Origin of the sequence: Thermus parvatiensis (assembly GCF_001535545.1) — a bacterium.
In the GTDB taxonomy this organism is placed as follows: domain Bacteria; phylum Deinococcota; class Deinococci; order Deinococcales; family Thermaceae; genus Thermus; species Thermus parvatiensis.
Window position 1 is genome coordinate 105,566 of sequence record NZ_CP014141.1, and the last position, 23,746, is coordinate 129,311.

21 protein-coding genes, 1 tRNA gene and 9 pseudogenes are annotated in these 23,746 nt (G+C 70.2%); 12 read left to right on the forward strand and 19 right to left on the reverse strand.

Going from position 1 to position 23,746, the window contains the following annotated elements; translation table 11 throughout:
- Window positions 1-2: 2 nt before the first annotated feature.
- The 4 genes and pseudogenes from AV541_RS00605 to metF all read right to left on the reverse strand — a co-directional run bounded on the left by AV541_RS00605 (window position 3) and on the right by metF (window position 3,383).
- Window positions 3-1,148, reverse strand: coding sequence for a phosphopentomutase (locus tag AV541_RS00605; protein WP_060384010.1), 1,146 nt, complete (start codon window positions 1,146-1,148; stop codon window positions 3-5).
- A gap of 10 nt (window positions 1,149-1,158) precedes the next feature.
- Window positions 1,159-1,398 (reverse strand): annotated as a pseudogene (locus AV541_RS13285) (hypothetical protein); the annotation flags it as partial.
- Window positions 1,399-1,407: 9 nt separating this feature from the next.
- Entirely contained in the window at window positions 1,408-2,379 is a 972-nt protein-coding gene (gene zapE / locus AV541_RS00615) for an AFG1/ZapE family ATPase (protein ID WP_008634066.1), read from the reverse strand.
- A gap of 114 nt (window positions 2,380-2,493) precedes the next feature.
- Window positions 2,494-3,383 (reverse strand): annotated as a pseudogene (gene metF / locus AV541_RS00620) (methylenetetrahydrofolate reductase [NAD(P)H]).
- Between the two features lie 60 nt (window positions 3,384-3,443).
- On the opposite strand from metF, the gene AV541_RS00625 reads away from it, so the two are divergent.
- The 4 genes from AV541_RS00625 to AV541_RS00640 are packed head-to-tail and all read left to right on the forward strand — an operon-like array spanning window position 3,444 to window position 5,949.
- Complete coding sequence (locus tag AV541_RS00625) at window positions 3,444-4,034, forward strand: nicotinamidase (protein ID WP_008634062.1); 591 nt, start codon at window positions 3,444-3,446, stop codon at window positions 4,032-4,034.
- The gene (locus AV541_RS00630; protein ID WP_008634060.1) at window positions 4,027-4,584 is read left to right on the forward strand and encodes a DNA-3-methyladenine glycosylase family protein; all 558 of its coding nucleotides are present in this window, start codon (window positions 4,027-4,029) and stop codon (window positions 4,582-4,584) included. Before AV541_RS00625 ends, AV541_RS00630 begins: the two co-directional genes overlap by 8 nt.
- Window positions 4,560-5,156, forward strand: coding sequence for a hypothetical protein (locus AV541_RS00635; RefSeq protein WP_011174019.1), 597 nt, complete (start codon window positions 4,560-4,562; stop codon window positions 5,154-5,156). The genes AV541_RS00630 and AV541_RS00635 overlap by 25 nt, the downstream gene beginning before the upstream one ends.
- On the forward strand, window positions 5,146-5,949 hold the full coding sequence (locus AV541_RS00640; RefSeq protein WP_008634057.1) for a histidinol-phosphatase: 804 nt from the start codon (window positions 5,146-5,148) through the stop codon (window positions 5,947-5,949). Before AV541_RS00635 ends, AV541_RS00640 begins: the two co-directional genes overlap by 11 nt.
- Here AV541_RS00640 and AV541_RS00645 read toward each other — a convergent pair.
- The 4 genes and pseudogenes from AV541_RS00645 to crcB all read right to left on the reverse strand — a co-directional run bounded on the left by AV541_RS00645 (window position 5,925) and on the right by crcB (window position 7,627).
- The gene (locus AV541_RS00645; RefSeq protein ID WP_014628840.1) at window positions 5,925-6,191 is read right to left on the reverse strand and encodes a hypothetical protein; all 267 of its coding nucleotides are present in this window, start codon (window positions 6,189-6,191) and stop codon (window positions 5,925-5,927) included. The two genes, AV541_RS00640 and AV541_RS00645, sit on opposite strands and share 25 nt — an antisense overlap.
- Before the next feature lie 22 nt (window positions 6,192-6,213).
- Window positions 6,214-6,875, reverse strand: a pseudogene (locus AV541_RS00650) (sulfite oxidase-like oxidoreductase).
- 38 nt (window positions 6,876-6,913) lie between these two features.
- Window positions 6,914-7,246: a DUF190 domain-containing protein gene (locus AV541_RS00655; RefSeq protein ID WP_008634053.1), complete on the reverse strand. Its 333-nt coding sequence runs from the start codon at window positions 7,244-7,246 to the stop codon at window positions 6,914-6,916.
- A gap of 4 nt (window positions 7,247-7,250) precedes the next feature.
- A pseudogene (gene crcB / locus AV541_RS00660) lies at window positions 7,251-7,627 on the reverse strand (fluoride efflux transporter CrcB).
- Between the two features lie 20 nt (window positions 7,628-7,647).
- On the opposite strand from crcB, the gene ribH reads away from it, so the two are divergent.
- Window positions 7,648-8,121 (forward strand): 6,7-dimethyl-8-ribityllumazine synthase, encoded by a 474-nt coding sequence (ribH, locus tag AV541_RS00665; RefSeq protein WP_008634050.1) that lies wholly within the window; start codon window positions 7,648-7,650, stop codon window positions 8,119-8,121.
- On the opposite strand, the gene AV541_RS00670 is transcribed toward ribH, so the two are convergent.
- The 3 genes and pseudogenes from AV541_RS00670 to AV541_RS00680 form a co-directional block, all read right to left on the reverse strand.
- A complete protein-coding gene (locus tag AV541_RS00670) occupies window positions 8,108-8,512 on the reverse strand; it encodes a DUF4395 family protein (RefSeq protein ID WP_060384011.1) in 405 nt (134 codons plus the stop codon). The two genes, ribH and AV541_RS00670, sit on opposite strands and share 14 nt — an antisense overlap.
- A gap of 88 nt (window positions 8,513-8,600) precedes the next feature.
- Complete coding sequence (locus AV541_RS00675) at window positions 8,601-9,368, reverse strand: SAM hydrolase/SAM-dependent halogenase family protein (protein ID WP_008634046.1); 768 nt, start codon at window positions 9,366-9,368, stop codon at window positions 8,601-8,603.
- Window positions 9,368-10,806: pseudogene (locus tag AV541_RS00680) on the reverse strand (tetratricopeptide repeat protein). Before AV541_RS00680 ends, AV541_RS00675 begins: the two are co-directional and overlap by 1 nt.
- Window positions 10,807-10,854: 48 nt before the next feature.
- On the opposite strand from AV541_RS00680, the gene AV541_RS00685 reads away from it, so the two are divergent.
- The 3 genes and pseudogenes from AV541_RS00685 to AV541_RS00695 all read left to right on the forward strand — a co-directional run bounded on the left by AV541_RS00685 (window position 10,855) and on the right by AV541_RS00695 (window position 13,169).
- A complete protein-coding gene (locus AV541_RS00685) occupies window positions 10,855-11,547 on the forward strand; it encodes a hypothetical protein (protein WP_060384012.1) in 693 nt (230 codons plus the stop codon).
- Between the two features lie 6 nt (window positions 11,548-11,553).
- Window positions 11,554-12,047, forward strand: a pseudogene (locus AV541_RS00690) (MogA/MoaB family molybdenum cofactor biosynthesis protein).
- Window positions 12,040-13,169 (forward strand): annotated as a pseudogene (locus tag AV541_RS00695) (aminotransferase class I/II-fold pyridoxal phosphate-dependent enzyme). The pseudogenes AV541_RS00690 and AV541_RS00695 overlap by 8 nt, the downstream one beginning before the upstream one ends.
- 9 nt (window positions 13,170-13,178) lie before the next feature.
- Here AV541_RS00695 and AV541_RS00700 read toward each other — a convergent pair.
- From AV541_RS00700 to AV541_RS00715, 4 genes and pseudogenes are all read right to left on the reverse strand, one after another.
- A pseudogene (locus AV541_RS00700) lies at window positions 13,179-14,421 on the reverse strand (bifunctional folylpolyglutamate synthase/dihydrofolate synthase).
- The gene (gene perR / locus AV541_RS00705) at window positions 14,422-14,817 is read right to left on the reverse strand and encodes a manganese-dependent transcriptional regulator PerR (RefSeq protein WP_008634036.1); all 396 of its coding nucleotides are present in this window, start codon (window positions 14,815-14,817) and stop codon (window positions 14,422-14,424) included.
- 42 nt (window positions 14,818-14,859) lie between these two features.
- A pseudogene (gene hemC, locus AV541_RS00710) lies at window positions 14,860-15,764 on the reverse strand (hydroxymethylbilane synthase).
- Window positions 15,765-15,821: 57 nt separating this feature from the next.
- The gene (locus AV541_RS00715; RefSeq protein WP_060384013.1) at window positions 15,822-16,271 is read right to left on the reverse strand and encodes an FKBP-type peptidyl-prolyl cis-trans isomerase; all 450 of its coding nucleotides are present in this window, start codon (window positions 16,269-16,271) and stop codon (window positions 15,822-15,824) included.
- Between the two features lie 108 nt (window positions 16,272-16,379).
- Here AV541_RS00715 and cysK point away from each other — a divergent pair, with 108 nt between their 5' ends.
- Window positions 16,380-17,294, forward strand: a complete 915-nt coding sequence (gene cysK / locus AV541_RS00720; RefSeq protein WP_060384014.1) for a cysteine synthase A — start codon at window positions 16,380-16,382, stop codon at window positions 17,292-17,294.
- Window positions 17,295-17,306: 12 nt separating this feature from the next.
- A complete protein-coding gene (locus AV541_RS00725) occupies window positions 17,307-17,654 on the forward strand; it encodes a phage holin family protein (protein ID WP_014628830.1) in 348 nt (115 codons plus the stop codon).
- On the opposite strand, the gene AV541_RS00730 is transcribed toward AV541_RS00725, so the two are convergent.
- The 4 genes from AV541_RS00730 to AV541_RS00745 form a co-directional block, all read right to left on the reverse strand.
- Window positions 17,651-18,082 carry a CBS domain-containing protein gene (locus AV541_RS00730; RefSeq protein ID WP_060384015.1) on the reverse strand — a complete coding sequence of 144 codons (432 nt, stop codon included), beginning with the start codon at window positions 18,080-18,082 and terminating at the stop codon, window positions 17,651-17,653. The genes AV541_RS00725 and AV541_RS00730 overlap by 4 nt on opposite strands.
- A 43-nt stretch (window positions 18,083-18,125) precedes the next feature.
- Window positions 18,126-18,932 (reverse strand): universal stress protein, encoded by an 807-nt coding sequence (locus AV541_RS00735; RefSeq protein WP_060384016.1) that lies wholly within the window; start codon window positions 18,930-18,932, stop codon window positions 18,126-18,128.
- A complete protein-coding gene (locus AV541_RS00740; RefSeq protein WP_060384017.1) occupies window positions 18,929-20,065 on the reverse strand; it encodes an MFS transporter in 1,137 nt (378 codons plus the stop codon). Before AV541_RS00740 ends, AV541_RS00735 begins: the two co-directional genes overlap by 4 nt.
- A 101-nt stretch (window positions 20,066-20,166) precedes the next feature.
- Window positions 20,167-20,243 (reverse strand) — tRNA-Arg (locus AV541_RS00745).
- Window positions 20,244-20,286: 43 nt separating this feature from the next.
- On the opposite strand from AV541_RS00745, the gene AV541_RS00750 reads away from it, so the two are divergent.
- Together AV541_RS00750 and AV541_RS00755 are read left to right on the forward strand one after the other, a co-directional pair.
- Window positions 20,287-22,110 carry a peptidylprolyl isomerase gene (locus tag AV541_RS00750; RefSeq protein WP_060384018.1) on the forward strand — a complete coding sequence of 608 codons (1,824 nt, stop codon included), beginning with the start codon at window positions 20,287-20,289 and terminating at the stop codon, window positions 22,108-22,110.
- Window positions 22,111-22,165: 55 nt separating this feature from the next.
- Window positions 22,166-23,740, forward strand: a complete 1,575-nt coding sequence (locus AV541_RS00755; protein WP_060384019.1) for a phosphoglucomutase — start codon at window positions 22,166-22,168, stop codon at window positions 23,738-23,740.
- The last annotated feature ends 6 nt before the right edge of the window (window positions 23,741-23,746 follow it).

Genomic DNA, 23,746 nt, shown 5'->3' on the forward strand with positions numbered 1-23,746 from the left:
GCTCAGACGAGGCTCGTGCCGGGGCCGTCCCAGGCCAGGCCGAAGAGGCGGGCCCAGGTGGCCCCGAGGTCGGCGAAGGTCTCCCGGGTGCCGAGCTCCCCCTCCACCCCCGGCCCCACCCAGAGGAGCATCCCGTACTCCCGGGTGTGGTCCGTGCCGAAGAAGGTGGGGTCGTTGCCGTGGTCCGAGACCAGAAAGAGGTGGTCCTCGGGCCCCAAGGCGGCAAGAAGCCTGGGAAGGAAGGCGTCCAGCTCCACGAGGGCCCTCCCGTACCCCTCGGGGTCGCGGCGGTGGCCGTACTTGGAGTCAAAGTCCACCAGGTTGGTGAAGACGAGGCCGGAAAAGGGTTCCCCCATGAGGGCCAGGGTCTTCTCCAGGCCGTCTCGGTTGTCCTTGGTCTTGACCTTCCGGGTGAAGCCGCGCCCCGCATAGATGTCGGGGATCTTCCCCACCCCCACCACCTCGAGGCCTCCTTCCCGCAAGACGTCCAGGACGTTCCTCGGGGGCTCCAGGGCGAAGTCCTTCCGTAGGTGCTCCAGCCGGTAGAACCTCCCCGGCTCCCCGGCGAAGGGCCGGGCGATGACCCGGGCCACCTGGAGCTCGCCCACGAGCCTCTCCCGGGCCACCTGGCAAAAGCGGTAGAGCTCCTCCACGGGGACCACGTCCACGTGGGCCGCCACCTGGAAGACGCTGTCGGCGGAGGTGTAGACGATGGGGTAGCCCGTCTTGAGGTGGGCCTCCCCGTAGTCGCGAATGGCCTCCGTCCCCGAGTAGGGGCGGTTCAAAAGCCACCCTCCCACCCCGATGGCCTCGGCCCACTCCCGGAGAAAGTCCTCGGGAAACCCCTGGGGAAAGGTGCGGAACGGCTTTTCCAGGTGGATCCCCACGAACTCCCAGTGCCCCGTGGTGGTGTCCTTGCCGGGGTTCACCTCCCGCATACGGCCGAACCCGCCCCGGGGCCGCTCGGCGCGGGGCAGGGTGTGGACCCCGGGGACCCGGCCGAGGCCGAGGCCGGCCAGGTGGGGGAGGGCGATCCCGGTCTTCAGGACCGTGTGGTCCAAGGTGTCCGCCCCCTCGTCGCCGAAGAGGGGGGCGTCGGGCAGGTAGCCCAGGCCCACGGAGTCCAAAACGATGGCCACCGCCTTCAAGACCTGAGGCCCCCTCGTCCTCCTCCTCCTCGGCCAGGGCCATGAGTTCCTCCGGGGACATCTCGGAGAGGGCCCGCACCGCCTGGAACTCCTCCACGAGCCCCTGGATCTCCTCCATGGCCTCCTTGAGGGTGAGCTCCCCGTCCTTGTACTCGTCCAAAACCTCCTCTATGGCCTCCAGCACCCCCACCGCGGCGCTCGCCTGGGAGAGGGCCTGGGCCAGCTCGGAAAGCTTTTCCGCCAGGTCCATGCCCCCATGCTACCCCAAAAGCTCGGCGAGCCGGGAAAGGGCCCGGCCGTACTTCTTGGCGAAGGCCCCGTGACGGTAGCTTTCGGGAAAGAGGTCCTTCAGGGGGGCCCCGGAGGCCTTGAGGTCCAGGCCCAGGTTGTAGAGCTGGTCCACGAAGTGGACGAAGCGGAGGGCGTCGTTCTGGTCGTGGAGGGGTTCTAAGCCGCGGAGGTAGACGGCCTTCAGGCCGTCAAAGAGGTAGCGGTAGCGGATGGGGTGGAGCCGCCTCAGGTGGGCGATGAGCTCGGGAAAATCGTCCAGGCTCTTGGGCCTGGGGTCCTCCCGGTAAAGGGCGAGGAGCCTTTCCTCGGGGAGGGGGTCGGGCAGGCGGTCCGGGTCCCGGTGGCGGAAGTCCTCCCCCTCAATCCGCTCCACGGCGAAGCGGCGGGCGAGGCTTTGGATCTGGTAGCGGAACTGCTCGGCGTTGAACCGCCCCTCCCCCAGGGCCCCGGGCGGGGTGTTAGAGGTGGTGGCGACCCTCAGACCCCGGTCCATGGTGAGGGCGAGGAAGTGGGTGACCATCTGGGCGTTCCCCGGGTCGTCCAGCTCAAACTCGTCCAGGAAGAGGTAGCGGAGCCCGGAAAACCGCCTCGCCCCCTCCCTAAGGCCCAAGAGCCCCAGGGTGTAGGTGAGCTCCTCAAAGGTCAGGAAGGCCTTGGGGGAAGGGGCCTCGAGGTAGGCGGCCACCAGGAGGTGGGTCTTCCCCACCCCGAACCCCCCGTCCAGGTAGATCCCCTGGGGCCCGGGAAGCCGGGGGCGGAGGAACCCCCGGGGGCGGTCGTGCACCCAGCGGCGGAGCCGCTCCTTGGCCAGGGCCTGGGAGGGGTACCGGGGGTCGGGCCGGTAGGTCTGGAAGGTGGCCCCGAGGAAGCGGGGCGGGGGCACGAAGCCCTGGAGGAGCCGGTCCAGGTCCACCTCGGGGGTGCGCTCCACGAGCCGCATGGCTCTAAGGCTAAGGGCCCACACCTGGGTCCCGCAACACAAAAAGGGGCCGCACGCGGGCCGCGCGGCACGGGGCGCCCGAAACAAGAGAGCCCCCACCGCGGCGAAAGCCGCTTAAGGCTGCCCCGAGGCGGAGCGGAGGCCCAGGCGCTCCAGGACCATGCGGGTGGCGGGGCTTTTGTTCAGGGTGTAGAAGTGGACGCCCTCCACCCCGGCCTCCAAAAGCTCCGCCACCTGGCGGACGGCGTGCTCCACCCCGATCTCCAGGACGGCCTTAGGATCGTCCTGGTGGCGCTCCAGCTTGGCGAGGAGGGGCCCGGGGATGCTCGCCCCGCAGACCTCGGTGAAGCGGCGGAGCTGGCGGTAGCTGGTGACGGGCATGATCCCGGGGAGGATGGGGATTTCTATCCCCGCCCGCCTCGCCCGCTCCAGGAAGCCGAAGTAGTGGGCGTTGTTGAAGAAGAGCTGGGTGATGGCGAAGTCCAGCCCCGCCTCCACCTTGGCCTTGAAGTGGCGGAGGTCGGCCTCGAGGCTCTCGCTTTCCGGGTGCCCCTCGGGGTAGGCCGCCCCGCCCACGGAGACCCGGTCCCCGTACCGCTCCCGGATGAGGGCCACGAGCTCCGCCGCGTAGCGGAAACCCTCCGGGTGGGGGCGGAAGACCCTTTCCCCTCTTGGGGGGTCGCCCCGGAGGGCGAGGAGGTTTTCCACACCGCTTTCCACGAAGCGGTGGAGGACCTCGGCCACCTCCTTTCGGCTCTGGCCCGCCACGGTGAGGTGGGCGAGGGGGTTGAGGCCGAGGCCCTGGATCCTCTGGGCCCAGGCCACGCTCCTCTCCCGGGTGCTCCCCATGGCCCCGTAGGTGATGGAGACGAAGGCGGGGCGGAAGGCCTTGAGCTCCTCCAGGGTGCGGAAGAGGGCCTCCTCCCCCTCCGGGTCCTTCGGGGGAAGAACTCAAAGGAGAAAAGCGGGCCCCGCCGCGCCTTGAGGAGGTCCCGTATTTTCATGCGAACGAGTGTAGCCCCCCCTCCTCCCCGGGGTCAAGGCGGCCGGGGTACCATGAGGGCATGGTCCAGGTGCCCGAGATCCCCAAGGTGGAAACCGTGGAACTCCCCGCCAAGGAGACGGCCCTCATCGTGGTGGACATGCAGAACGACTTCGCCCACCCCAAGGGCGCCCTCTTCGTCCCCGACGCCCCCAAAAGCGTCCCCGCCATCCGGCTCCTCCTGGAGAGGGCGAGGCAAGCGGGGGCCAAGGTGGTCTACACCCAGGACTGGCACCGGGAGGACGACCCCGAGTTCCAGATCTGGCCCCGGCACACCGTGGCCGGGACCTGGGGCGCGGAGATCCTGGAGGAGCTTAAGCCCGAGCCCGAAGACCTCGTCATCCGGAAGGTCCGCTACGACGCCTTCTACGGCACCCCCTTGGACCACTACCTGCACCTCTTCGGGGTAAAGCACGTGGTGGTCACGGGGACGGTGGCCAACATCTGCGTCCTGCACACGGCGGGGTCCGCGGCCTTGCGCTGGTACAACGTGGTCCTTCCCGAGGACGCCACCAGCGCCCTCACCCCCTTTGACCTGGAGGCCACCTTGCGCCAGGTGACCTTCCTCTACCAGGGCAAGGTCACCCGGGCCGAGGGGGTTCGGTTTGTTTGAGCACCCCGTCCTCGCCGCCTTTTACAGGCGGCACGGCCCCGCCCCCTTCGCCCCCAACCCCTTTCCCCAAAGGCCCCCCTTCCGCGTGCTCGCGGAGAGCGTGGTGGCCCAGCAGCTCTCCACCCAGGCGGCCGCCCGCCTCGCCGAGCGCCTCTTCCGCCTCGTCCCCCCCACGCCAAAGGCCTTCCTCGAGGCCCCCTTGGACCTCCTGCGGCAGGCGGGCCTCTCCCGGGCCAAGGCCTTGGCCCTGAAAGACCTCGCGGCTAAGGCGGAGGAAGGGCTTCTGGACGGGCTTGACCGCCTGGAGGACGAGGCGGTGGTGGAGCGCCTCACCCGCGTCCGGGGGGTGGGGCTTTGGACGGCGGAGATGTTTTTGATGTTCGGCCTGGGAAGGCCCGACGTCTGGCCGGTGCGGGACCTGGGGCTTCGCCGGGCCGCGGCGCGCCTTTTCGGCGTGGCCCCCGAGGCCCTTCCCGCCTTCGGCGAGGCCTTCCGCCCCTACCGGAGCCACCTCGCGTGGTACCTATGGCGAAGCCTGTCCTCCCCCTAAAGGAGGCCCCGGCCTCGGGCGAGGTGGCCCTCCTCCGCCTCCTCGAGGCCCGGGGCCAGGAGGTGGTCCCCACCTGGGTGGTGGACCTGGAGGCGGAGTTCTACCGCCTGGCCAACCTCCCCGAGAGGATCACGGCCCTCTTCCAAGGGGTCTTCGGCGTGCGCATAGACGAGGAGCGCCTCCTGGTGGCGGCGGAGGAGGCCCGGCGGGCGGTGCGGGAAAGCTACCTCCTCCCCGAGCGGGCCGAGGCCTTCCTGGAAGCCCTAAAGGGGCGCGGGCCCTTCCTCCTCCGCTACGCGGGGGAGGCCGAGGGGGAAAGGGCCTCCACCCCCCAGGAGGCCCTCTTCGCCCTGAAGCGGCTTTGGGCCCGGCGCTTTGAGGTGGAGGCCATCCTGGAGCGCTACCCCGCCCTCCTGCCCCCCTTCACCCCCGTCCTGGTCCAGGAGGTGGCGGGGGAGGTGGCGGAGGACCCCTTCCTCTCCCTGGACCTCTCCCGGGCCCTGGGACGGGAGGTGGTGGCCTACGCCTGGGCGGGGAAGCTCGTGCGGGTAGAATCCCCCCATGGTGGATAGCCACGTCCACACTCCCCTCTGCGGCCACGCGGAGGGCCACCCCGAGGCCTACCTGGAGGAGGCGCGGGCCAAGGGGCTTAAAGGCGTGGTCTTCACCGACCACAGCCCCATGCCCCCCTGGTACGACCCGGGAAGCCGGATGCGCCTCGAGGCCCTCCCCTTCTACCTCCTCGCCCTGGAAAGGGTGCGGGAACGGGCCCAGGACCTCTACGTGGGCATCGGCCTCGAGGCGGACTTCCATCCCGGCACCGAGGGCTTCGTGGCCCAGCTCTTGCGCCGCTACCCCTTTGACTACGTCATCGGGAGCGTCCACTACCTGGGGGCCTGGCCCCTGGACCACCCGGACCACCAGGAGGAGTACGCCTGGCGCGACCTCAAGGAGGTCTTCCGGGCCTACTTCCAGGAGGTGGAGAAGGCGGCCCGAAGCGGCCTCTTCCACGCCATCGGCCACCTGGACCTCCCCAAGAAGTTCGGCCACCGCCTCCCCGAGGAGGCCCTTTTGGAGCTCGCCGAGCCCGCCCTAAGGGCCGTCGCCGAGGCGGGGCTCTTCCTGGACGTGAACACCGCCGGGCTGAGGAGGCCGGCGAAGGAGGTCTACCCCGCCCCCGCCCTCCTCCGGCGGGCCCGGGAGCTCGGCATCGGGGTGGTCCTGGGCTCCGACGCCCACCGCCCCGAGCAGGTGGGCTTTGCCTTTCCCGAGACCGTAGCCCTCCTCCAGGAACTGGGCTTCCAGGAGGCCTACTTCTTCCAGGAGGGACGGCCCCGGGCCTATTCCCTGTCCAAGGCCTTGTAAACCCGCTTCCTCTCGGCCCCCAGGTCCAGATCGTCCCGGCTTCCCCCCACGGCCTCGTAGGCCCGCACCGCCTCCACGAGGCGCGAAAAGGCCTCGGCGCAAGGGTCGGGGGCGGGGGCCTCGTACTCCATGAAGGTCACCCGCTCGTACTCGGGGCCGTACTCCTCCACCTCCGCCTCCACGCAGCGGCGGTAGGCGGAAAGGGCCTCGTCCACGGCAATCCGGGCCTCTTCCAGGCGCATGCCCTCACCTCCCCCCAACATTTTAACGCTCAGGTTTATTGCGCGCCGCAAACCGGATCCGGTGGGCGGGGACCGGCCCCTCCTGGAAGCGCTCCTCCTTCCAGGGGTCCCCCCGCCAGTGGTAGCCCAGCCGCTCCCAGAAGCCGAGCTCCAGGTGATCCAAAAGAACAATACGGCGCACCCACTTGGCGCTCTTCCAGGCGTAGAGGTGGGGCACGAGGAGGCGGACGGGGCCTCCCCTTTCCGGGGGAGGGGCTTGCCGAAGAGGGTGTGGGCGAGGAGCACGTCCTCCCTAAGGAGGTCCTCCAGGAGGAGGTTGGTGGTGTAGCCCCCGTAGCTTTCCACCAAGGCGGCCACGGCCTCGGGCCTGGGGCGGGCCTCTTCCAGGAGGTCCCGCGTCCGCACCCCCTTCCAGGTCACGTCCAGGCGGCTCCAGCGGGTGACGCAGTGGAAGTCCCGGGTGAGCTCCACCTGGGGCCGGGCGAGGAGGTCCTCGTAGGTGAGGACGAGGGGCGTTTCCACGAGTCCCGTGACCTCGAGGCGCCACGCCTCCTTGGCGATCCTCGGGGTCTCCCCGTAGGTGAGGATGGGGAAGCGCTCCGTGACGAACTGGCCCGGGGGCACGCGGGGGTTCATGCCATCAGGATAGCCCCAAACCCCGAGGGAGAAAGCGGGCCAGGTCATCCTCCGCCCGGCTGGCCCGGGGAGGCCGTTTTGGGGGATCACCGGCTCCGGTAGAGGAGGACCCGCACCTTCTCCAAGGTGACGAGCCCCTCCCGCACCATCCCGTCCAGCACGGGGAGAAAGGCCTGGATCTTCTCCTCCGTGTCCACGATCTCCACCACCACGGGGAGGTCCTCGGAGAGCTGGAGGATCTTGGCGGTGTGGATGCGGGAGTGGGCCCCAAAGCCCATGAAGCCCTTGAGGACCGTGGCCCCGGAAAGGCCGCGGCGCCGGGCCTCGAGGACGATGGCCTCGTAAAGGGGCCTCCCTTCATACCGGTCCGACTCCCCCAGGAAGACGCGGAGGAGCAGGGCCTCGCCCTCCAAGCGCATGCCCCTAGCCTACCAGGGCCCCGCCCAGGCGGTAGCCCAAGAAGGCGAGGAAGAGGCCGAGGAAAAGGCTCCCAAGGGCGTAGAGCAAGGCCTTCCCCACCTCGCCTCCCTGGAGGAGGGCGAGGGTCTCGTAGCTCAAGGAGGAGAAGGTGGTGAACCCCCCAGAACCCCCACGGCGAGGAAGAGCCGGGCCTCGCCGGAGAGGGCCCCTTCCAGGGAGAGGCGGAGGGTGAGGCCGATGAGGAAGCTCCCCAGGGCGTTGACGAAAAGCGTGCTCCAGGGAAACCCCGCCCCCAGGCTTCCCTGGACCAAGGCCCCGAGGCCGTAGCGCAAAAGCGAGCCCAACGCCCCGCCCAGGGCCACCAGGAGGTACCGCTCCACCCCCAAAGTATATTGGGGCCATGAAACCCAAGACCCTCTCCCCCATCCTCACCGCCAAGGGGGTACGGCTCGCCATCGCCGTGGGCCGCTTCAACGAGCGGGTGACCAAGCTCCTTTTGGAGGGGGCCCTCGAGGCCTACGCCCGCCTGGGCGGGGACCCCGCCGAGGTCCTGGTGGCCTGGGTCCCCGGCTCCTTTGAGCTTCCCCTGGTGGCCAAGCGCCTGGCCCAAAGGCCCGACGTGGACGCGGTGGTGGCCCTGGGGGCGGTGATCCGGGGCGAGACCCCCCACTTTGAGTACGTGGCGGGCCAGGCGGCGAGCGGCCTCATGCAGGCCATGCTCCAGACGGAGAAGCCCATCGTCTTCGGCGTCCTCACCACCAATACCCCCGAGGAGGCCCAGGAGCGCGCCGGGGGCAAGGCGGGCAACAAAGGCGCCGAGGCGGTCTTCACCGCCATTGAGATGGTGCGCCTTCTGGAGGCTATTTCCCGGTGAAGAGGGCGCGGGCGTAGCGGAGGTGGAGGTAGAGGAAGCAGCCGAGGCAGAAGCCGAAGGCCAGGTTGACGAAGGCGAGGAGGGCCACGAGAAGGGCGAGGGCGTAGCCCAAAGGCTTCAGGCCGAGGAGGAGGGCCAAGGAGGCAAGCCCCAGGAAGACCGCCCCCAAAAAGCGGGCGAAGCGGTGGGGCCTCGGGTCCTCGTCCACCATCTGCGGGGGAACCCGGAGGAGGCGCTTAAGGACCGCCATCAGGTCCAGGGGGGTGTGCTGGCTCGCCACGAGGAGGAAGAGGAGGTAGACGAGCCAGGGCAGGTCCAGAAGCGCCGCCAGGGGCAGAAGGAGGACGAGGAGGGCCTGGTTGAAGCGGAGCTGGTTCCGGTCCGTCCGCATGCCCCCAATATACGCCTGAGCCTGTGCGTATCAGGGGTAAAAGGCACAATCCCCGGGCCCTCCTCGCGGCGAAAGCCGCTTGAGGTGCCTAGAGGAGGCGGACAGGCATCCCCTCCTTAAGCCCCAAGGCCTCCCGGGCGCTCCCCCGGTTCACCGCCACCTCCAAAAGCCCCGCGCTCCCCAGGTAGGCCACCAGGGCCCCTTCCGGCACCTCCCCGAAGGTGCGGCGCACGGGCACCCGCCTTCCCCCCACCTCCACGAAGCCGCCCACCGGCGCCCGGAGGAGGGTGGTGATGGCGTTGCCGAAGCGGTCAAAGGTGAGGACCTCCCCTTCCGGCCCCTCCGTGAGGGCAAGGGGGAGACGGGCCAGGGTCTCCACCGGCACCTCCGGCCCAAGCCCCTCCGGGGGGAGGCCCAGGGCCAGGTGGGCGGCCGCGGGGGCGAAGACGTCCCGGCCGTGGAAGGTGGCCTCCCCGGGGGCCCAGCCCGGGAGGGCGGCCTTGGGCCGGGGCCTGGGCGGCTCCAGGAGGAAGGCCCGCCGGGGAGGGTCCAGAAGCCAGGCCAAGGTGAAGAGGCCGTTGTCCGGACCCACGTAGGTCCACCGCCCCAGGGCGGCCACCGCCCGGCGCGCCGTCCCCACTCCCGGGTCCACCACGGCCAGGACCACCGCCCCCTCGGGGAGGTAGGGCAGGGCCTCAAAGAGGGCGTAGGCCGCCCGCCTCAGGTCCTGGGGCGGGAGGGCGTGGGCCAGGTCCACCACGGCCGCCCCCGGGGCCCGCTCCGCCAGCACCGCCTTCACCACGGCCACGTAGGGGTCCTCGAGGCCGAAATCCGAGAGGAAGTAGACGGGGCGCACTAAAACCTCCTCAGCCAGGCCGAGGGGAAAAGCCCCAAGACCACCCCGGCTACGACCCAGCCCAGGGCGAGGCCGAGAAGCCCCCCCGTGCGCTCCTTCAGCCGGAGGAGAAGCCAGCCCACCAGGAAGAGGAAGAGGGCGGGCCCGGGCCAGGCCACGGCGAAGAGGAGGGCGGCCAAAGGCAGGGCGAGGTCCCGGTACCGCTCCCGGAAGACCCAGGGCACCAGGCCCCGGAAGAAAGGCTCCGCCAGGGCGAGCCCTAGGAAGGTGAGGAGGCTTGGGGGCAGGCCCCCAAGCCCGAGGAAGCCCCGCACCTGGCCGTAGGCCCAAAGGAGCCCCAGGAGAAGCGGCCCCACCCAGAACCCCTCCACCCAGCCCTCCTTGGGCCCGAGAAGCCCGGGAAACCACCTCCGCTGCCAGAGGTAGAGGCCGAGGAAGAGGTAGAGGCCGTAGGCCAGGTGGAAGAGGGGCAGGACCACCCCCTGCTGGTAGGGGGTGAAGAGGGCGAGGGCGTTGCCGTAAAGCCCAAGCCCCGTCGCCACGGAGACCAGGAGGGCCACCCCAAGCCCCCTAGGGCGAAGAGGTAGAGCCGCCCCGGGCCGGGCAGGGGGTCCTCCACCACCTCCACGGTGCGCAAAGGCTCAATGCGGCTTTCCCCGTAGACGAGAAGCCCGAGGAAGGCCACCGCGCAGAGGAGCCAGGGCCAGAGGCGGGCGAGCCAGAGGCCCGGGAGGTTCTCCACCTGGGCGAGCTCCCCCAGGGCGGAAAACCCCCCCTGCCCGTCCAGCCGCCCGAAGCGGGCGAGGGCCAGGGCGGCGAGGGCCTCCCGGTAGAGGGGGCTTTCCGGAGAAAGCCGGGAGCGGACCTCCTCCAGGAGGGAGGCCGCCTCGGCAAGCCGCCCCCCGGCCAGGAGGAGCCTCCCCTTGAGGACCGCCTCCTCCGGGGTGTCCCCCAGGTAGGCCACCCCCTCCAGGGGCCGGCCGAGCTCGAGGTAAAGCCGCCCCAAAAGGAGCCGCACCTCCCGGTCCAAGGGAAGGCCCCGGGCCAGGGCCAACGCCTCCTCGAGGCGCCCGAGGCGCTCCAAGGCGAGGGCGCGGAGAAGCCTCCCCTCCGTTCCCTCGAGGCCCATGGCCAAAACCTCCCGGTACCGCCCCTCGGCGAGGAGGGCCCGGGCCCGGAGGTAGGGGGCCTCCGGGTCCTCGCCCAGGCGGTCCAGGTAGGCCTGGGCCTGGGCCACCTCCCCCTTGTCCAGGTGGATGCGCACGAGGAGCCGCAGGGCCTCCTGGTCCTGGGGGGCGACCACAAGGCCCAGCTCGCAGGTGGCCTGGGCCGCCTCCAGCGCCCCCTGGGCGTAGAGGCGGGCACACCGGGCCGCGTAGTCCCCCTCTTGGCCCCAGGCGAGGCCCAAGGCCACCGCCAGCGCCCAGACGCCGCGCATGCCCCGAGTCTACACCCAAGGGGTGGTATCCTGGAGCGGGTGAGAACCATGCGCCAAGCCCTCTTCGCGGCCGCGCTTCTGGCCGTGGCCCTGGCCCAAGGGGACCTCGCTGGCCTCATCGCCCAGGGGCGCTTCACCGAGGCCTACGAACGGGGCGTCCGGGAGGCCACCCCCCAGGCCCTGGTCCTCGCGGCCCAGGCGGCGAGCTACCACGCCATGTACGTGGCCAAGCCCGAGGAAAAACGGGCCTGGTTTGAGCGGGCGGAGAAGGCCGCCTCCCAGGCCATCGCCCAGGACCCTAGCCTCGCAGAGGCCTACTTTGAACGGGCCCGGGCCCTGGGACGGCTTTCCCAGTTCAAGGGGATCCTCGAGGCCCTGGCCGAGGGCCTCGCCCCCCGGATCCGCGCCGACCTGGAGGAAACCCTGAAGCGCAAGCCCGACCACGCGGGGGCCATGGTGGCCCTGGCCCTGTGGCACTTTGAGCTGGTGCAAAAGGGCTGGCTGGTGGCCGCCACCCAGGGGGCCGACCGGGCCCGGGTGGAGCCCTTGATGCGCCGGGCCATTGAGCTGGAGCCCGAGGCCATCGTGCACCGGGTGGAGTACGCCAGGGTTCTGGCCGCCTGGGGAAGGAAGGAGAAGGCAAGGGAACAGCTGGAAACCGCCCTCGCCCTCCCGGCCCGCACCGCCGCGGACCGGTACGAGAAGGAAAGGGCGCAGAAGGCCCTCGCCGAGCTGCGCTGAGGGGCCATGTTCCGCGTGGGCATCCTCACCGTCTCCGACAAGGGTTTCCGCGGCGAACGGGCGGACACCACCCACCTCGCCATCCGGGAGGTCCTGGCCGGGGGCCCTTTGAGGTGGCGGCCTACGAGCTCGTGCCCGACGAGCCCCCCATGATCAAGAAGGTCCTTAGGCTCTGGGCAGACCGGGAGGGCCTGGACCTCATCCTCACCAACGGGGGGACGGGGCTCGCCCCCCGGGACCGGACCCCGGAGGCCACGCGGGAGCTTCTGGACCGGGAGGTCCCGGGCCTCGCCGAGCTCATGCGCCTCGTGGGGCTCAGGAAGACCCCCATGGCCGCCCTCTCCCGGGGAGTGGCGGGGGTCCGGGGAAGAACCCTGATCCTGAACCTCCCGGGAAGCCCCAAGGGAGCGAGGGAGTCCTTGGAGGCCGTGCTCCCCGTTTTGCCCCACGCCCTCTCCCTGGTGACGGGCAAGCCCTGGAAGGAGGGGCACCATGAGTAGGGTCCCGGAGCCTTCGGTTTTTCTTGTCGTAGATGAAGCCAAGCGGAAGGCCCGGGAACGGGGCGTGGGGCTCATTGACCTCTCCATCGGCTCCACCGACCTCCCGCCCCCGAGGCCCCCCTGAAGGCCCTCGCCGAGGCCTTGAACGACCCCACCACCTACGGCTACTGCCTGAAGAGCTGTACCCTCCCCTTCCTGGAGGAGGCGGCCCGCTGGTACGAGGGCCGCTACGGGGTGGGCCTGGACCCCAGGCGGGAGGCCCTGGCCCTCATCGGAAGCCAAGAGGGCTTAGCCCACCTCCTCCTCGCCCTCACGGAGCCCGAAGACCTCCTCCTCCTCCCCGAGGTGGCCTACCCCAGCTACTTCGGGGCGGCCCGGGTGGCCTCCTTGAGGACCTTTCTCATCCCCCTAAGGGAGGACGGTCTCGCCGACCTTAAGGCGGTGCCGGAAGGCGCGTGGCGGGAGGCCAAGGTCCTCCTTCTCAACTACCCCAACAACCCCACGGGGGCCGTGGCCAACTGGGGCTACTTTGAGGAGGCCCTGGGCTTGGCCCGGAAGCACGGCCTCTGGCTCATCCACGACAACCCTTACGTGGACCAGGTCTACGAGGGAGAGGCCCCCTCCCCCCTGGCCCTCCCCGGGGCCAAGGAGCGGGTGGTGGAGCTCTTCTCCCTCTCCAAGAGCTACAACCTTGCGGGCTTCCGCCTGGGCTTCGCCCTGGGAAGCGAGGAGGCCCTCGCCCGCCTGGAGCGGGTGAAAGGGGTCGTTGACTTCAACCAGTACGCCGGGATCCTGCGCATGGGGGTGGAGGCCCTGAAGACCCCTAAGGAGGTGATCCGAGGCTACGCCCGGGTCTACCGGGAAAGGGCCTTGGGGATGGCCGAGGCCCTAAAGGGGGCCCTAAGCCTCCTCCCCCCCAGGGCCACCATGTACCTCTGGGGGCGGCTTCCCGAGGGGGTGGACGACCTGGAGTTCGCCCTCGGCCTGGTGGAAAGGGGCGTGGCCCTGGCCCCGGGAAGGGGCTTTGGCCCTGGAGGAAAGGGGTTCGTCCGCATCGCCCTGGTGCGCCCCTTGGCGGAGCTCCTCGAGGCGGCCAAGCGCATCCGCGGGGCCCTGGACTAAGCGCCCAGCCTACTGCCACCGCTCCTCGGCGGGAAGCCCCTCAAGGCGGCGGAGAACCTCCCCCACCAGGTAGAGGCTTCCCGCCACCACCACCCGGCCTTCCCGGGAGAAGGCCTCCTCCAGGGCCTCGAGGGGGTCCTCCACCACCTTGGCCCCCGGGAAGAGGGGAAGGAGGGCCTTGGGGTCCTCGCTTCTCGGGGAGGCGTAGCGGGTGAGGACCACGGGGCCCAAGCCCCTCAGGGCCTCGGCCATGGCGGCGTGGTCCTTGGCGCGGCTGAAACCGAGGACGAAGGCGGCGGGAAGCAGACCGTGGAAGCGCAGGGCCTCCCTCAGGGCCAAGGCCCCTTCCGGGTTGTGGGCCCCGTCCAGAAGGAGCTCCCTCCCTCGCCAAAGAAGCCGCTGGAGCCTCCCCGGGTTTTCCGCCCGGGCCACGCCCCGCTTCACCGCCTCCCAGCCCGCCCCGAGGAGGCGGCCCGAAAGGGCGGCCAGGGCCAGGTTCTCCGCCTGATGGGGGCCGAGGAGGCGGGCGGTGAGCCTCAGGGCCTCCCCCGTCCTCTCCAGGCGCAGGGTGAAGGCGAGGCCCTCGGGCAGAGCCTCCACCCCTTCGGCGTGGAAGTCCTCCCCCAGGACCCACAAGGGGGTCTTGCGGGCCAAGGCCTCGGCCCGCAAAACCCCAAGCCCCTCCCCCGGGCGGCGGTGAGGGCGGGGACGCCCCCGCGGAAGATCCCCGCCTTCTCCCGGGCCACGTCCTTCAGGGTGGGGCCCAGGACCTCGAGGTGGTCGTGGCCGACGTTGGTGACCACGGAGAGGACGGGCTCTGTAGCGTTTGTGGCGTCCAGGCGCCCCCCCAGGCCCACCTCGAGGACGGCGAACTCCACCCCCTCCCGGGCGAAGTGGAGGAGGGCGAGGGCGGTGGCAACCTCAAAGAAGCTCGCCTCCAGGCGCTCGGCGTGGGGACGGAGCTCCGCCAAAAGCGCGAGGAGCTTCTCCTCGGGGATCGGCCTTCCCTGGACCTGGATGCGCTCCCGGAAGTCCACCAGGTGGGGGCTGGTGTAGAGGCCCACCCTAAACCCCGCCTCCTCCAGAATGGCGGCGAGGGCCCGGGCGGTGGTGCCCTTCCCGTTCGTCCCCCCACGAGGGCCACGGGATAGGCCTCCTCGGGGTGGCCGAGGCGGGCGAGGAGGGCCCGGATCCGCTCCAGGCCCGGGGCGAAGCGGCCCTGCCGGGCGTAGAGCCAGGAGAGGGGGTCCATCTAGCCCTTGAGGGCGGCCTTGCAGGCGGGGCAGAGCCCCTTGAAGGTCACCTCGGCCTCCCGCACCTCCACCCCGGGGTGGGCCTTTTGGGCAAGGGCGCGGAGGTCGGGGAGGTCCACCTCCAGGTCCACGATGGCCCCGCAGGCCTCACAGACCAGGTGGTGGTGGGGGTGGAGGTTGGCGTCGTAGCGGGTGGCCTCCCCCGCCTTGGTGATGGGGACGAGGTAGCCTTCGGCCACCAGGGCCTCGAGGTTGCGGTAGATGGTGCCCAGGCTCACCTTGGGCACCCGCTTGCGCACCTCCTGGTAGATCCAGGCGGCGTCCGGGTGGTGCCGGGCCTGCCGCACCACCTCGAGGATGGCCTTGCGCTGGCGGGTAAGACGCTTCAGCGCCATCACCCCCACTATACCCCACGGGGGGGCAAAACTCCAGTAAACCTATCGGATTTGAGCGAGGATCTCCCGCCCGCCCTGCTCCAGAACGTCCCGGGCCAGGTCCAACCCCAGCTCCTCCGCCTCGGAAACGTCCCCCTCAATCTCCGCCCGGATGAAGCCCTTCCCGTCCGGGGTGAGGAGGACCCCCTCAAGCCGGAGCGTCCCGTCCTCCTCCACGTGGGCGAGGGCCCCCACGGGGGCCAGGCACCCGGCCCCAAGGCCCCTAAGGAAGGCCCGCTCCGCCCGAACCCGGTGGTAGGAAGGGGGGTGGTGCAGGGCATAGCAGAGCTCCTCCGCCAGGTCGTCCCCTTCCCGCACCTCCAGGGCCAAGGCCCCCTGGCCGGGGGCGGGGAGGATCTCGGCGGGATCCAGGAACTCGTCAATGCGGTTCCTGAGGTCCAGGCGGATGAGCCCCGCCGCCGCGAGGACGATGCCGTCGTACTCCCCGCTGCCCAAGGCGGCGAGCCGGGTGTCCACGTTGCCCCGGAGGTCCCGCACCACCAGGTCCGGCCTCAGGGCGAGGATCTGGGCCTTGCGGCGCACGGAGCTCGTCCCCACCACCGCCCCCGGGGGGAGGTCCTTGAGGCGCTTGGCCGCCTTGCCCAGGAAGACGTCCCGGGGGTCCTGCCGCCGGGGCACGGAGGCGATCTTGAGCCCCTTGGGTGACTGGGTGGGCAGGTCCTTAAGGGAGTGAACGGCGATGTCGATCTCCCGGGAGAGCAGGGCCTCCTGGATCTCCTTGACGAAGATGGCCTCCTCCCTGGGGCTCGCCCCCTGGTCCCCCGGGTTTTGATGGTGCGGATCTTGAACTCAGTCTCGGGCCAGCTCTCCTTGAGCCGCTCCACCACGAATCGGGTCTGGGCCAGGGCCAGGGCGCTCCCCCGGGTTCCCACCACGATGACGCGCATACCACCCCATACTACAAAAGCCCCGGCGAAAGCCGGGGCTCTAGCTTTTCCGCGCCCTTAGTGGACGTGGCCGTGCAGGAGTTCCTCGGGGGTGGCCTCGCGGACCTTCACCACCTCCACCTGGAAGTCCAGGTCCTTGCCCGCCAGGGGGTGGTTGAAGTCCACGGTCACCTCCTCCCCTTCCACCGCCACCACGGTGAGGGGCATGGGGTTCCCCTCCATGTCCTGGGCGTAGAACTGGGCCCCGGGGACCACCTCGGCGTCCTCGGGGAAGGCGGAGAGGGGCACCACCTGGACCCCCTCGGGATCGTGGGGGCCGTAGGCCTTCTCGGCGGGGACGTGGGCCTGGAAAGCCTCCCCCTCCTCCCGGCCCTCCAGGGCCTCCTCGAGGCCCTGGATGAGGTTACGGTGGCCGTGGAGGTAGGAAAGCTCCCCCTGGTCCAGAACCTCACCCTCCACCTGGAGGGTGTAGCGGATGGTCACAACCTTGTCCTGTCCAACCTTCATTGCACGTTCCTTTCGCAAGCCTTGCTTGCTCCTCCTAGGGTAGCAGACCTCGGCCCAAGAGGGAACCCCCACCCCTCCGAACCCCTTCCCAAGGGCTATAGTGGGGGCATGCGGGTGGAGGGCGCCATCGGCAAGACCCCCGTGGTCCGCCTCGTCAAGGTGGTGGAGCCGGATATGGCCGAGGTCTGGGTCAAGCTGGAAGGGCTGAACCCTGGGGGCTCCATCAAGGACCGCCCCGCCTGGTACATGATCAAGGACGCCGAGGAGCGGGGGATCCTGAGGCCGGGCTCGGGACAGGTCATCGTGGAGCCCACGAGCGGCAACACCGGCATCGGCCTCGCCATGATCGCCGCAAGCCGGGGCTACCGCCTCATCCTCACCATGCCGGCCCAGATGTCTGAGGAGAGGAAGCGGGTCCTCAAGGCCTTTGGCGCCGAGCTCGTCCTCACCGACCCGGAAAGGCGGATGCTCGCGGCGAGGGAGGAGGCGCTAAGGCTCAAGGAGGAGCTCGGGGCCTTCATGCCGGACCAGTTCAAAAACCCCGCCAACGTCCGGGCCCACTACGAGACCACGGGGCCCGAGCTCTACGAGGCCCTGGAGGGCCGCATAGACGCCTTCGTCTACGGCTCCGGCACCGGGGGAACGATCACGGGGGTGGGCCGCTACCTCAAGGAAAGGATCCCCCACGTCAAGGTCATCGCCGTGGAGCCCGCCCGCTCCAACGTCCTCTCCGGGGGGAAGATGGGGCCGCACCAGTTCCAGGGCATGGGCCCGGGCTTCATCCCCGAGAACCTGGACCTTTCCCTCCTGGACGGGGTGATCCAGGTCTGGGAGGAGGACGCCTTTCCCTTGGCCCGGCGGCTCGCACGGGAGGAGGGGCTTTTCCTGGGGATGAGCTCGGGGGGGATCGTCTGGGCCGCCCTCCAGGTGGCCCGGGAGCTCGGCCCCGGGAAGCGGGTGGCCTGCATCAGCCCGGACGGCGGCTGGAAGTACCTCTCCACCCCCCTTTACGCCGAGCCCTAGTATCCTCAGGCCATGCGGAACCTCTTCGCCCGCCTCCTCTTGAACACCGTGGCCCTCTGGTTCCTCACCCTCCTCTACCCCGGGGTCTACTTCCGCCCCGGGGCGGGGCTTCTGGACTACCTGGTGGCGGGGGCGGTGTGGGGCCTGGCCAACGCCCTCGTGCGCCCCGTCCTCCTCTTCCTCACCCTTCCCTTAAACCTCCTCACCCTGGGCCTCTTCACCCTGGTGGTGAACGGCCTCGTCCTCTTCCTCGTCGCCGCCGTCACCCCCTTGGAGGTGGCGGGGTTCGGGGCCGCCCTGGTAGGGGCCTTGGTGCTGAGCCTGGTGAGCCTGGTACTCAGCTGGGCCCTGAGGGACTAGCGGTTCTCGCTCACGTAGCGGGAAAGCTCCGCGATGAGCATCCCCTGGTGGGTGATGATGGCCTTGACCAGGTCCCCGATGGACACCACCCCCACGACCCGCTCCCCCTCCACCACGGGAAGGTGCCGGGTGCGGCGCTCGGTCATGAGGCGCATGGCCTCCTCCAAGAAAGCCTCGGGCGCCACGGTGGGGACGCCCATGGTCATCACCTCCCGCACCTTGGTGTCCTTGGAGAAGCGCCCCAGGAGGACGAGCTTGCGGGCGTAGTCCCGCTCGGTGAAGATGCCGAGAAGCCGCTCCCCCTCCATGACGAGGAGGGCTCCGATGTCGTGCTCCGCGAGCTTCCTCAGGGCGTCCAGCACCGTGGCCTCGGGGTGGATGGCGTGGACCCCACCCCCCTTGTGCACGAGCACCTGGCGAACCGTCATTCCTCCCCCTTTCCCGTTTGGGGGACAGTATCCCCCCCTAGGGCTAGCGGGCGGTGAGGACGGGGCCCTGGGCGTTGCGGATCACCCGCTCGGCGGTGCTGCCGAAGACGAACCGCCGCACGGGCGCCCCCAGGGCCAGGAGGTCCCCGGGGCCCTGGAGGCGGAGGAGGTGCTCGGCCGCGTCCCCCCCCAGGACGAGGGCGCTCGCCTCCACCCCGTGGTCCCGGAGGTAGGCCTCGGCCTCGAGGGCCCAGGCCTCCGCCCGGGCCGGGTCCTCGTGGACGCTCACCACCCGGACCCCAAGCCCCAAGGCCCGGGCCAGGGGGGCGAGGGCGTGCAGCGCCCGGACGGCGCTCTCCGAGGCGTCGTAGCCCAAAAGGGCGCCCTCGAGCTCCACGGGCTCCCCGGGGGCGAGGAGGACGGGGACGGGGGAGGCCCGGAGCACCCGGTCCGCCGTGCTGCCGAGGCCGCCGAACCCGTCCCCGTGGGCCTCCCCGCTCCGCCCCAGGACCAGGAGGTCCGCCGCCCGGGCGCGCCGCAGGATGACCTCGTGGGGCACGCCCTCCTCCAGAACCGCCTCCACCGCCACCCCCGCCGCCGAGGCGCTCTGCCGCACCCTGTCCAGCACCGCCTCCCCCCTAAGGGCCAAGGCCCGCTCCAACTCGGTCCGGAGGACGGGCACGGGCACCGTGAGGGCCCCGAAGTCCAAAAGCTCCGGGATGCGGGCGAGGCGGGTGTCCACCACGAAAAGGACCGTGAGGGGGGCGGAAAGCTTGTAGGCCAGCCACTCGGCCAAGGCCTCCGCCCCCCGCGCCTGGGGCGAGCCGTCGGTGGCGAGGAGGATCCTCATACCCCCATTGTACGGGCGGGCTCCCGCACCTCCCGGGCCAGGGCCCAGGCGGGCAGGAGCAACACCCCGAGGCCCAAGAGCACCGGCAGAACCCCGAAGGCCTCAATGAGCCGCCCGATGGGGGCGTAGAAGAGGCCGGCGAAGCCCCAGGTGAACCCCATGAGGAGGCCCGAGACCGTGGCCGTCTGCCCCGGCTCCAGCTCCTGGGCCAGGGCCACGGCCACGGGGATCCCCGCGTTCATCAGGGCCCCGGTGGCGGCGAGGAGGAGGAGGTACAAAGGGTTTTCCGCGGGGAAGAAGAGGAGGCCCAGGTAAAGGGGCAGGCCCAGGGTGAGGGTGCCCACCAAGACCGCCTTCCGCCCCAGCCGGTCCGACAAGGTCCCGCCGGCGAGGATGCCCAAGGTGGCGGAAAGGCTGTAGACGGAGAGGGAGAGGGCCGTGTACCCGTCGGAAAGGCCCTTGGTGGCGTACCAGTAGGGCAGGGTGGTGGAGAAGCTGAGGAAGACCAGGCTCCGCAGGGTGGCCATCCCCCAAAGCCGTGCCACGTCCCCCCGGAAGACGCGCAGGAAGTCCCGGAAGCCCGCGGGCCTCCCCGCGCGGCGCACCGGGGGCAGGCGGAGGAGGACGAGGGCGGGGAGGAGGACCAGGGGGGTGAGCCAGAAGAGGGCCTCGAGGCCCCACCGCCCCGCCACGTACAGGGCCACGATGGGCCCCAGGGAAAGCCCCAGGTTCCCCGCGGAGCCGAAGAAGGAAAGCCAGAAGCCCCTCCTTTCCTTGGGGGCGTACTCCCCCACGAGGCTCGCCCCGGAGGCGTGGAAGAGGGCGGAGCCCACGCCCGCCAGGGCCAGGACGAAGAGCAGGGCCTCAAACCGGGGCCAAAGGCCCATGGAACCCATGCCCAAAGCCACCAGCACGGGGCCGAGGGCCGCGAGGAGCCTCCGGTCCACCCGGTCGGCCAAGAGGCCAGCGAAGGGCTGGAGGAGGCTTCCCGTGAGGGAGTAGACGGAAACCAGAAGGCCCGCCGTCCCTAGGCCGACCCCGAAGCGGTCCATGAGCTTGGGCAGAAGGGGGGTGAGGAAGTTGGAGAAGAGGTCGTTGGTGGTGTGGAGCCAGGCGAGAAGGAGGGGCAGCACCCCCCCATGCTATTACGGCTTCTCACGGAAGGTGTGCTACAATCCCTCCGTGCGCAAGGATCTCGCTCGGATGCCCAAAGGCTTTGGGGAAAAAAGAAAAATGGCGCGCCCGAGAGGACTCGAACCTCTGACCTTCGGCTCCGGAGGCCGACGCTCTATCCAGCTGAGCTACGGGCGCATACAGCAAGAGCTACTTTAGCACCCGCAAAGGAGGCAGTCAAGTGTTCGGTCTCAGCAAACGCGCCATCACCATCCTCTTCGGCCTTCTGGCCCTGGCCTTCGCCCTGGGCGCCATCCTCCTCTTCACCCCGCAGGCGGGGCAGCAGACCCGGGGCAAGCCGGTCCTTTGGGTGAACGGAAAGGCCCTCTACGAGCTGGACCTCCTCAGGCTCCAGGGGAACGACCCCCTCTACGCCGCAAGCCCCGAGGGCCTGCTCAAGACCTTGGTGGACACCTACTTCCTGGAGCAGGTCATCCTCACCGAGGCCCTGAAGCAGGACGCCGCCCGGGTGCGGGTCTCCAGCGCCGAGGTGCGCCAGGAGGTGAACCGCATCCGGGAGCAGTTCGGCCTGAAGGACAAGGCGGCCTACGAGCAGTTTCTCAACCAGATGGGCTACACCGACGCCCAGCTTAGGGCCGAGGTCAAGACCCAGCTCCAGATCCAGAAGCGCCTGGAGCAGATCCGCTCGGGCGTCAAGCCCACCGAGGAGGAGGTGCGGTTCTACTACGAGGTCTTCAAGGAGAACTACAGGACCGAGCCCCGGGTGAAGGCCCGCCAGATCGTGGTGGACAACAAGGCCCTCGCCGAGGAGCTCGCCGCCAAGGCCAAGGCCGGGGAGGACTTCGCCGCCCTGGCCCGCCAGCACTCCAAGGTGGGGGCGGAGCAAGGGGGCGCTTTGGGGGCGGGCCCCGGGGAGGCGGAGCCCAAGCCCGTGACCCAGGTGGTCTTCCCCGAGAAGGTGGCGGAGGCGGTCTTCGCCCTCAAGGGGCCGGGCGTGGTGGGGCCCATCGCCGCCGGGGGCCGGTACTACATCGTGAAGGTGGAGGAGTACCTGTCCGCCAAGACCCCCAGCTTTGAGGAGGTCAAGGAGCAGGTGGAGAAGGACGCCCAGGAAGCCAAGGGGAACGGGGCCCTCGAGGCCTACCTGGAAGAACTCCGCAAGAAGGCCCAGGTCCGCTTCGCCGAGGACAACCCCTACACCTACCAGAACCCGCCCGTGGCCAAGGTCAACGAGAAGGAGATCCTCCTCAGCGAGGTGCTCCAGCCCGTCTTCTCCAACCAACAGACGGTGGCCCTGGTCCAGCAGGGCCTGGGGGAGCTCGCCGTCCAGTTCTTCCTTCCCCAAACCCTGGAGAACCTCATTGACCGGGAGCTCCTGGTGGAGGCGGCCAAAAAGAGCGGCAAGCCCTTCATCGGCTCCAAGGCGGAGATCGCCGAGGCCTACCTCCGCTACGAGACCCGGGACGTGACGGCGAGCGAGGAGGAGGCCCGGGCCTTCTACAGCGAGAACCCCGCCCTCTTCACCGTGCCCGCGAGCGCCAAGGTGATCGGGGTGAACTTCAAGGAGGAAGCCCAGGCCAAGGCCTTCCGGGCCGCAGCCCTAAAGGGCGGGGACCTCGAGGCCCTGGCCAAGGCCCAAGAAGGCACGGTCACCGACTACGGCACCGTGAACCCCAACCAGCTCCCCGCCGTCCTGGACCGCCTGGTCTTCAAGATCACCGAGACCTTCCCCAAAGGCCCCTTGGGGGAGGTGAGCGAGGTGATCAAGATGGAAGACGGCTCCTACACCGTCCTCCTCATCTCCGACCGCAAGGCGGAGGAGCTGAAGGGCTTCGCCCAGGTGGCCGAGGAGGCCCAGCAGGGGGCGGTCAACCGGAAGCGGAGCGAAAAAGCCCAGGCCCTGATCCAGGCCCTGCGCAAGGAGGCGAAGATCGAGAACCGGCTGGCCGAGGTCTTGCAGGCCCTCACCCCCGAAACCCCCTCCCAGGAGCCCAACTCCCAGGAAGAACCCAAGCCCGAAGAGGCTCCGGCCAACAACCCCTAACCCCGGAGCCCGGGCAGGAGGGGCGGGGGCTTCCCCGCCCCTTTACAATGGCCCCATGGAGATCACCCGGCTCCTCACCCTCTACTACGAAGCGACCCCAGACCCCCAAAACCCCTTGGAGAGGGTCCGCTTCGGCACGAGCGGCCACCGGGGAAGCAGCCTGAAGGCCACCTTCACCGAGGCCCACGTCCTGGCCATCGCCCAGGCCATCGCCGAGCTCCGGCCGAGCTTCGGGGCCACGGGGCCCCTTTTCCTGGCCAAGGACACCCACGCCCTCTCCGAGCCCGCCTGGGCCACGACCCTCTCCGTCTTCGCCGCCCACGGGATAGAGGTCCGCGTGGAGGCGGACGGGGACTACACCCCCACGCCCCTCGTCTCCCTGGCCATCCTGGAGCACAACGCCCACCACGAGGCCAAGGCCGACGGCGTCCTCCTCACCCCGAGCCACAACCCCCCGGAGGACGGGGGCCTCAAGTACAACCCCCCCACGGGGGGCCCGGCGGATACCCGCATCACCCGGGCCATAGAGGAACGGGCCAACGCCCTCCTCAAGGAGGGCCTCAAGGGCGTGAAGCGCCTCCCCCTCCGGGAGGCCCTGGCCCGGGCCAAGCCCTTTGACTACGCGGGGCTTTACGTGGAAAAGGTGGCGGAGGCGGTGGACCTCGAGGCCATCCGGGCCTCGGGCCTTAGGATCGGGGTGGACCCCTTAGGGGGGGCGAGCCTAAGGGTGTGGGAGCGGCTCGCCGAGGTCCACGGGCTCCCCCTGGAGGTGGTGAACCCCACCCTAGACCCCACCTTCCGCTTCATGCCCAAGGACCACGACGGCAAGATCCGCATGGACTGCTCCAGCCCCTACGCCATGGCGGGCCTCCTCGCCATCAAGGACCGCTTTGACCTCGCCATCGGCAACGACCCCGACGCCGACCGCCACGGGATCGTCACCCCGCGGGGCCTGATGAACCCCAACCACTACCTGGCCGCCGCCCTCCACCACCTCTACACCACCCGGTCCTGGCCCGGGGCCAAGGTGGGGAAGACGGCGGTGACCAGCGCCCTCCTGGACCGGGTGGCCCAGGCCCTGGGGCGGGAGGTCTACGAGACCCCCGTGGGGTTCAAGCACTTCGTGGCGGGGCTCCTCGAGGGGTGGCTCGGCTTCGCCGGGGAGGAGAGCGCCGGGGCAAGCTTCCTCCGCTTTGACGGGAGGCCCTTCTCCACCGACAAAGACGGGATCCTCATGGGCCTCCTCGCCGCCGAGCTCATGGCCAAGCGGGGCCAGGCCCCGGACGCCCTCTACGAGGCCCTGGCGGAAAAGCTGGGCCGCCCCTACTACGCCCGCAAGGACCTCCCCGTCTCCCCCGAGGCCAAGGCCCGCCTGGCCCGGCTCTCCGCCAAGGAGGTTCATCCCGCCACCCTCGCCGGGGAGCCCGTCCTCCAGGTCCTGGACCGGGCCACGGGCAACGGGGAGCCTCTGGGCGGGATCAAGGTGGTGGCGGCCGACGCCTGGATCGCCCTAAGGCCAAGCGGCACCGAGGACGTGGCCAAGGTCTACGCGGAAAGCTTCCTCGGGGAAGCCCACCTGGAAAGGGTCCTGGAGGAAGCCACCGCCCTCCTCCATAAGGCCCTCGCCTAAAGGCTT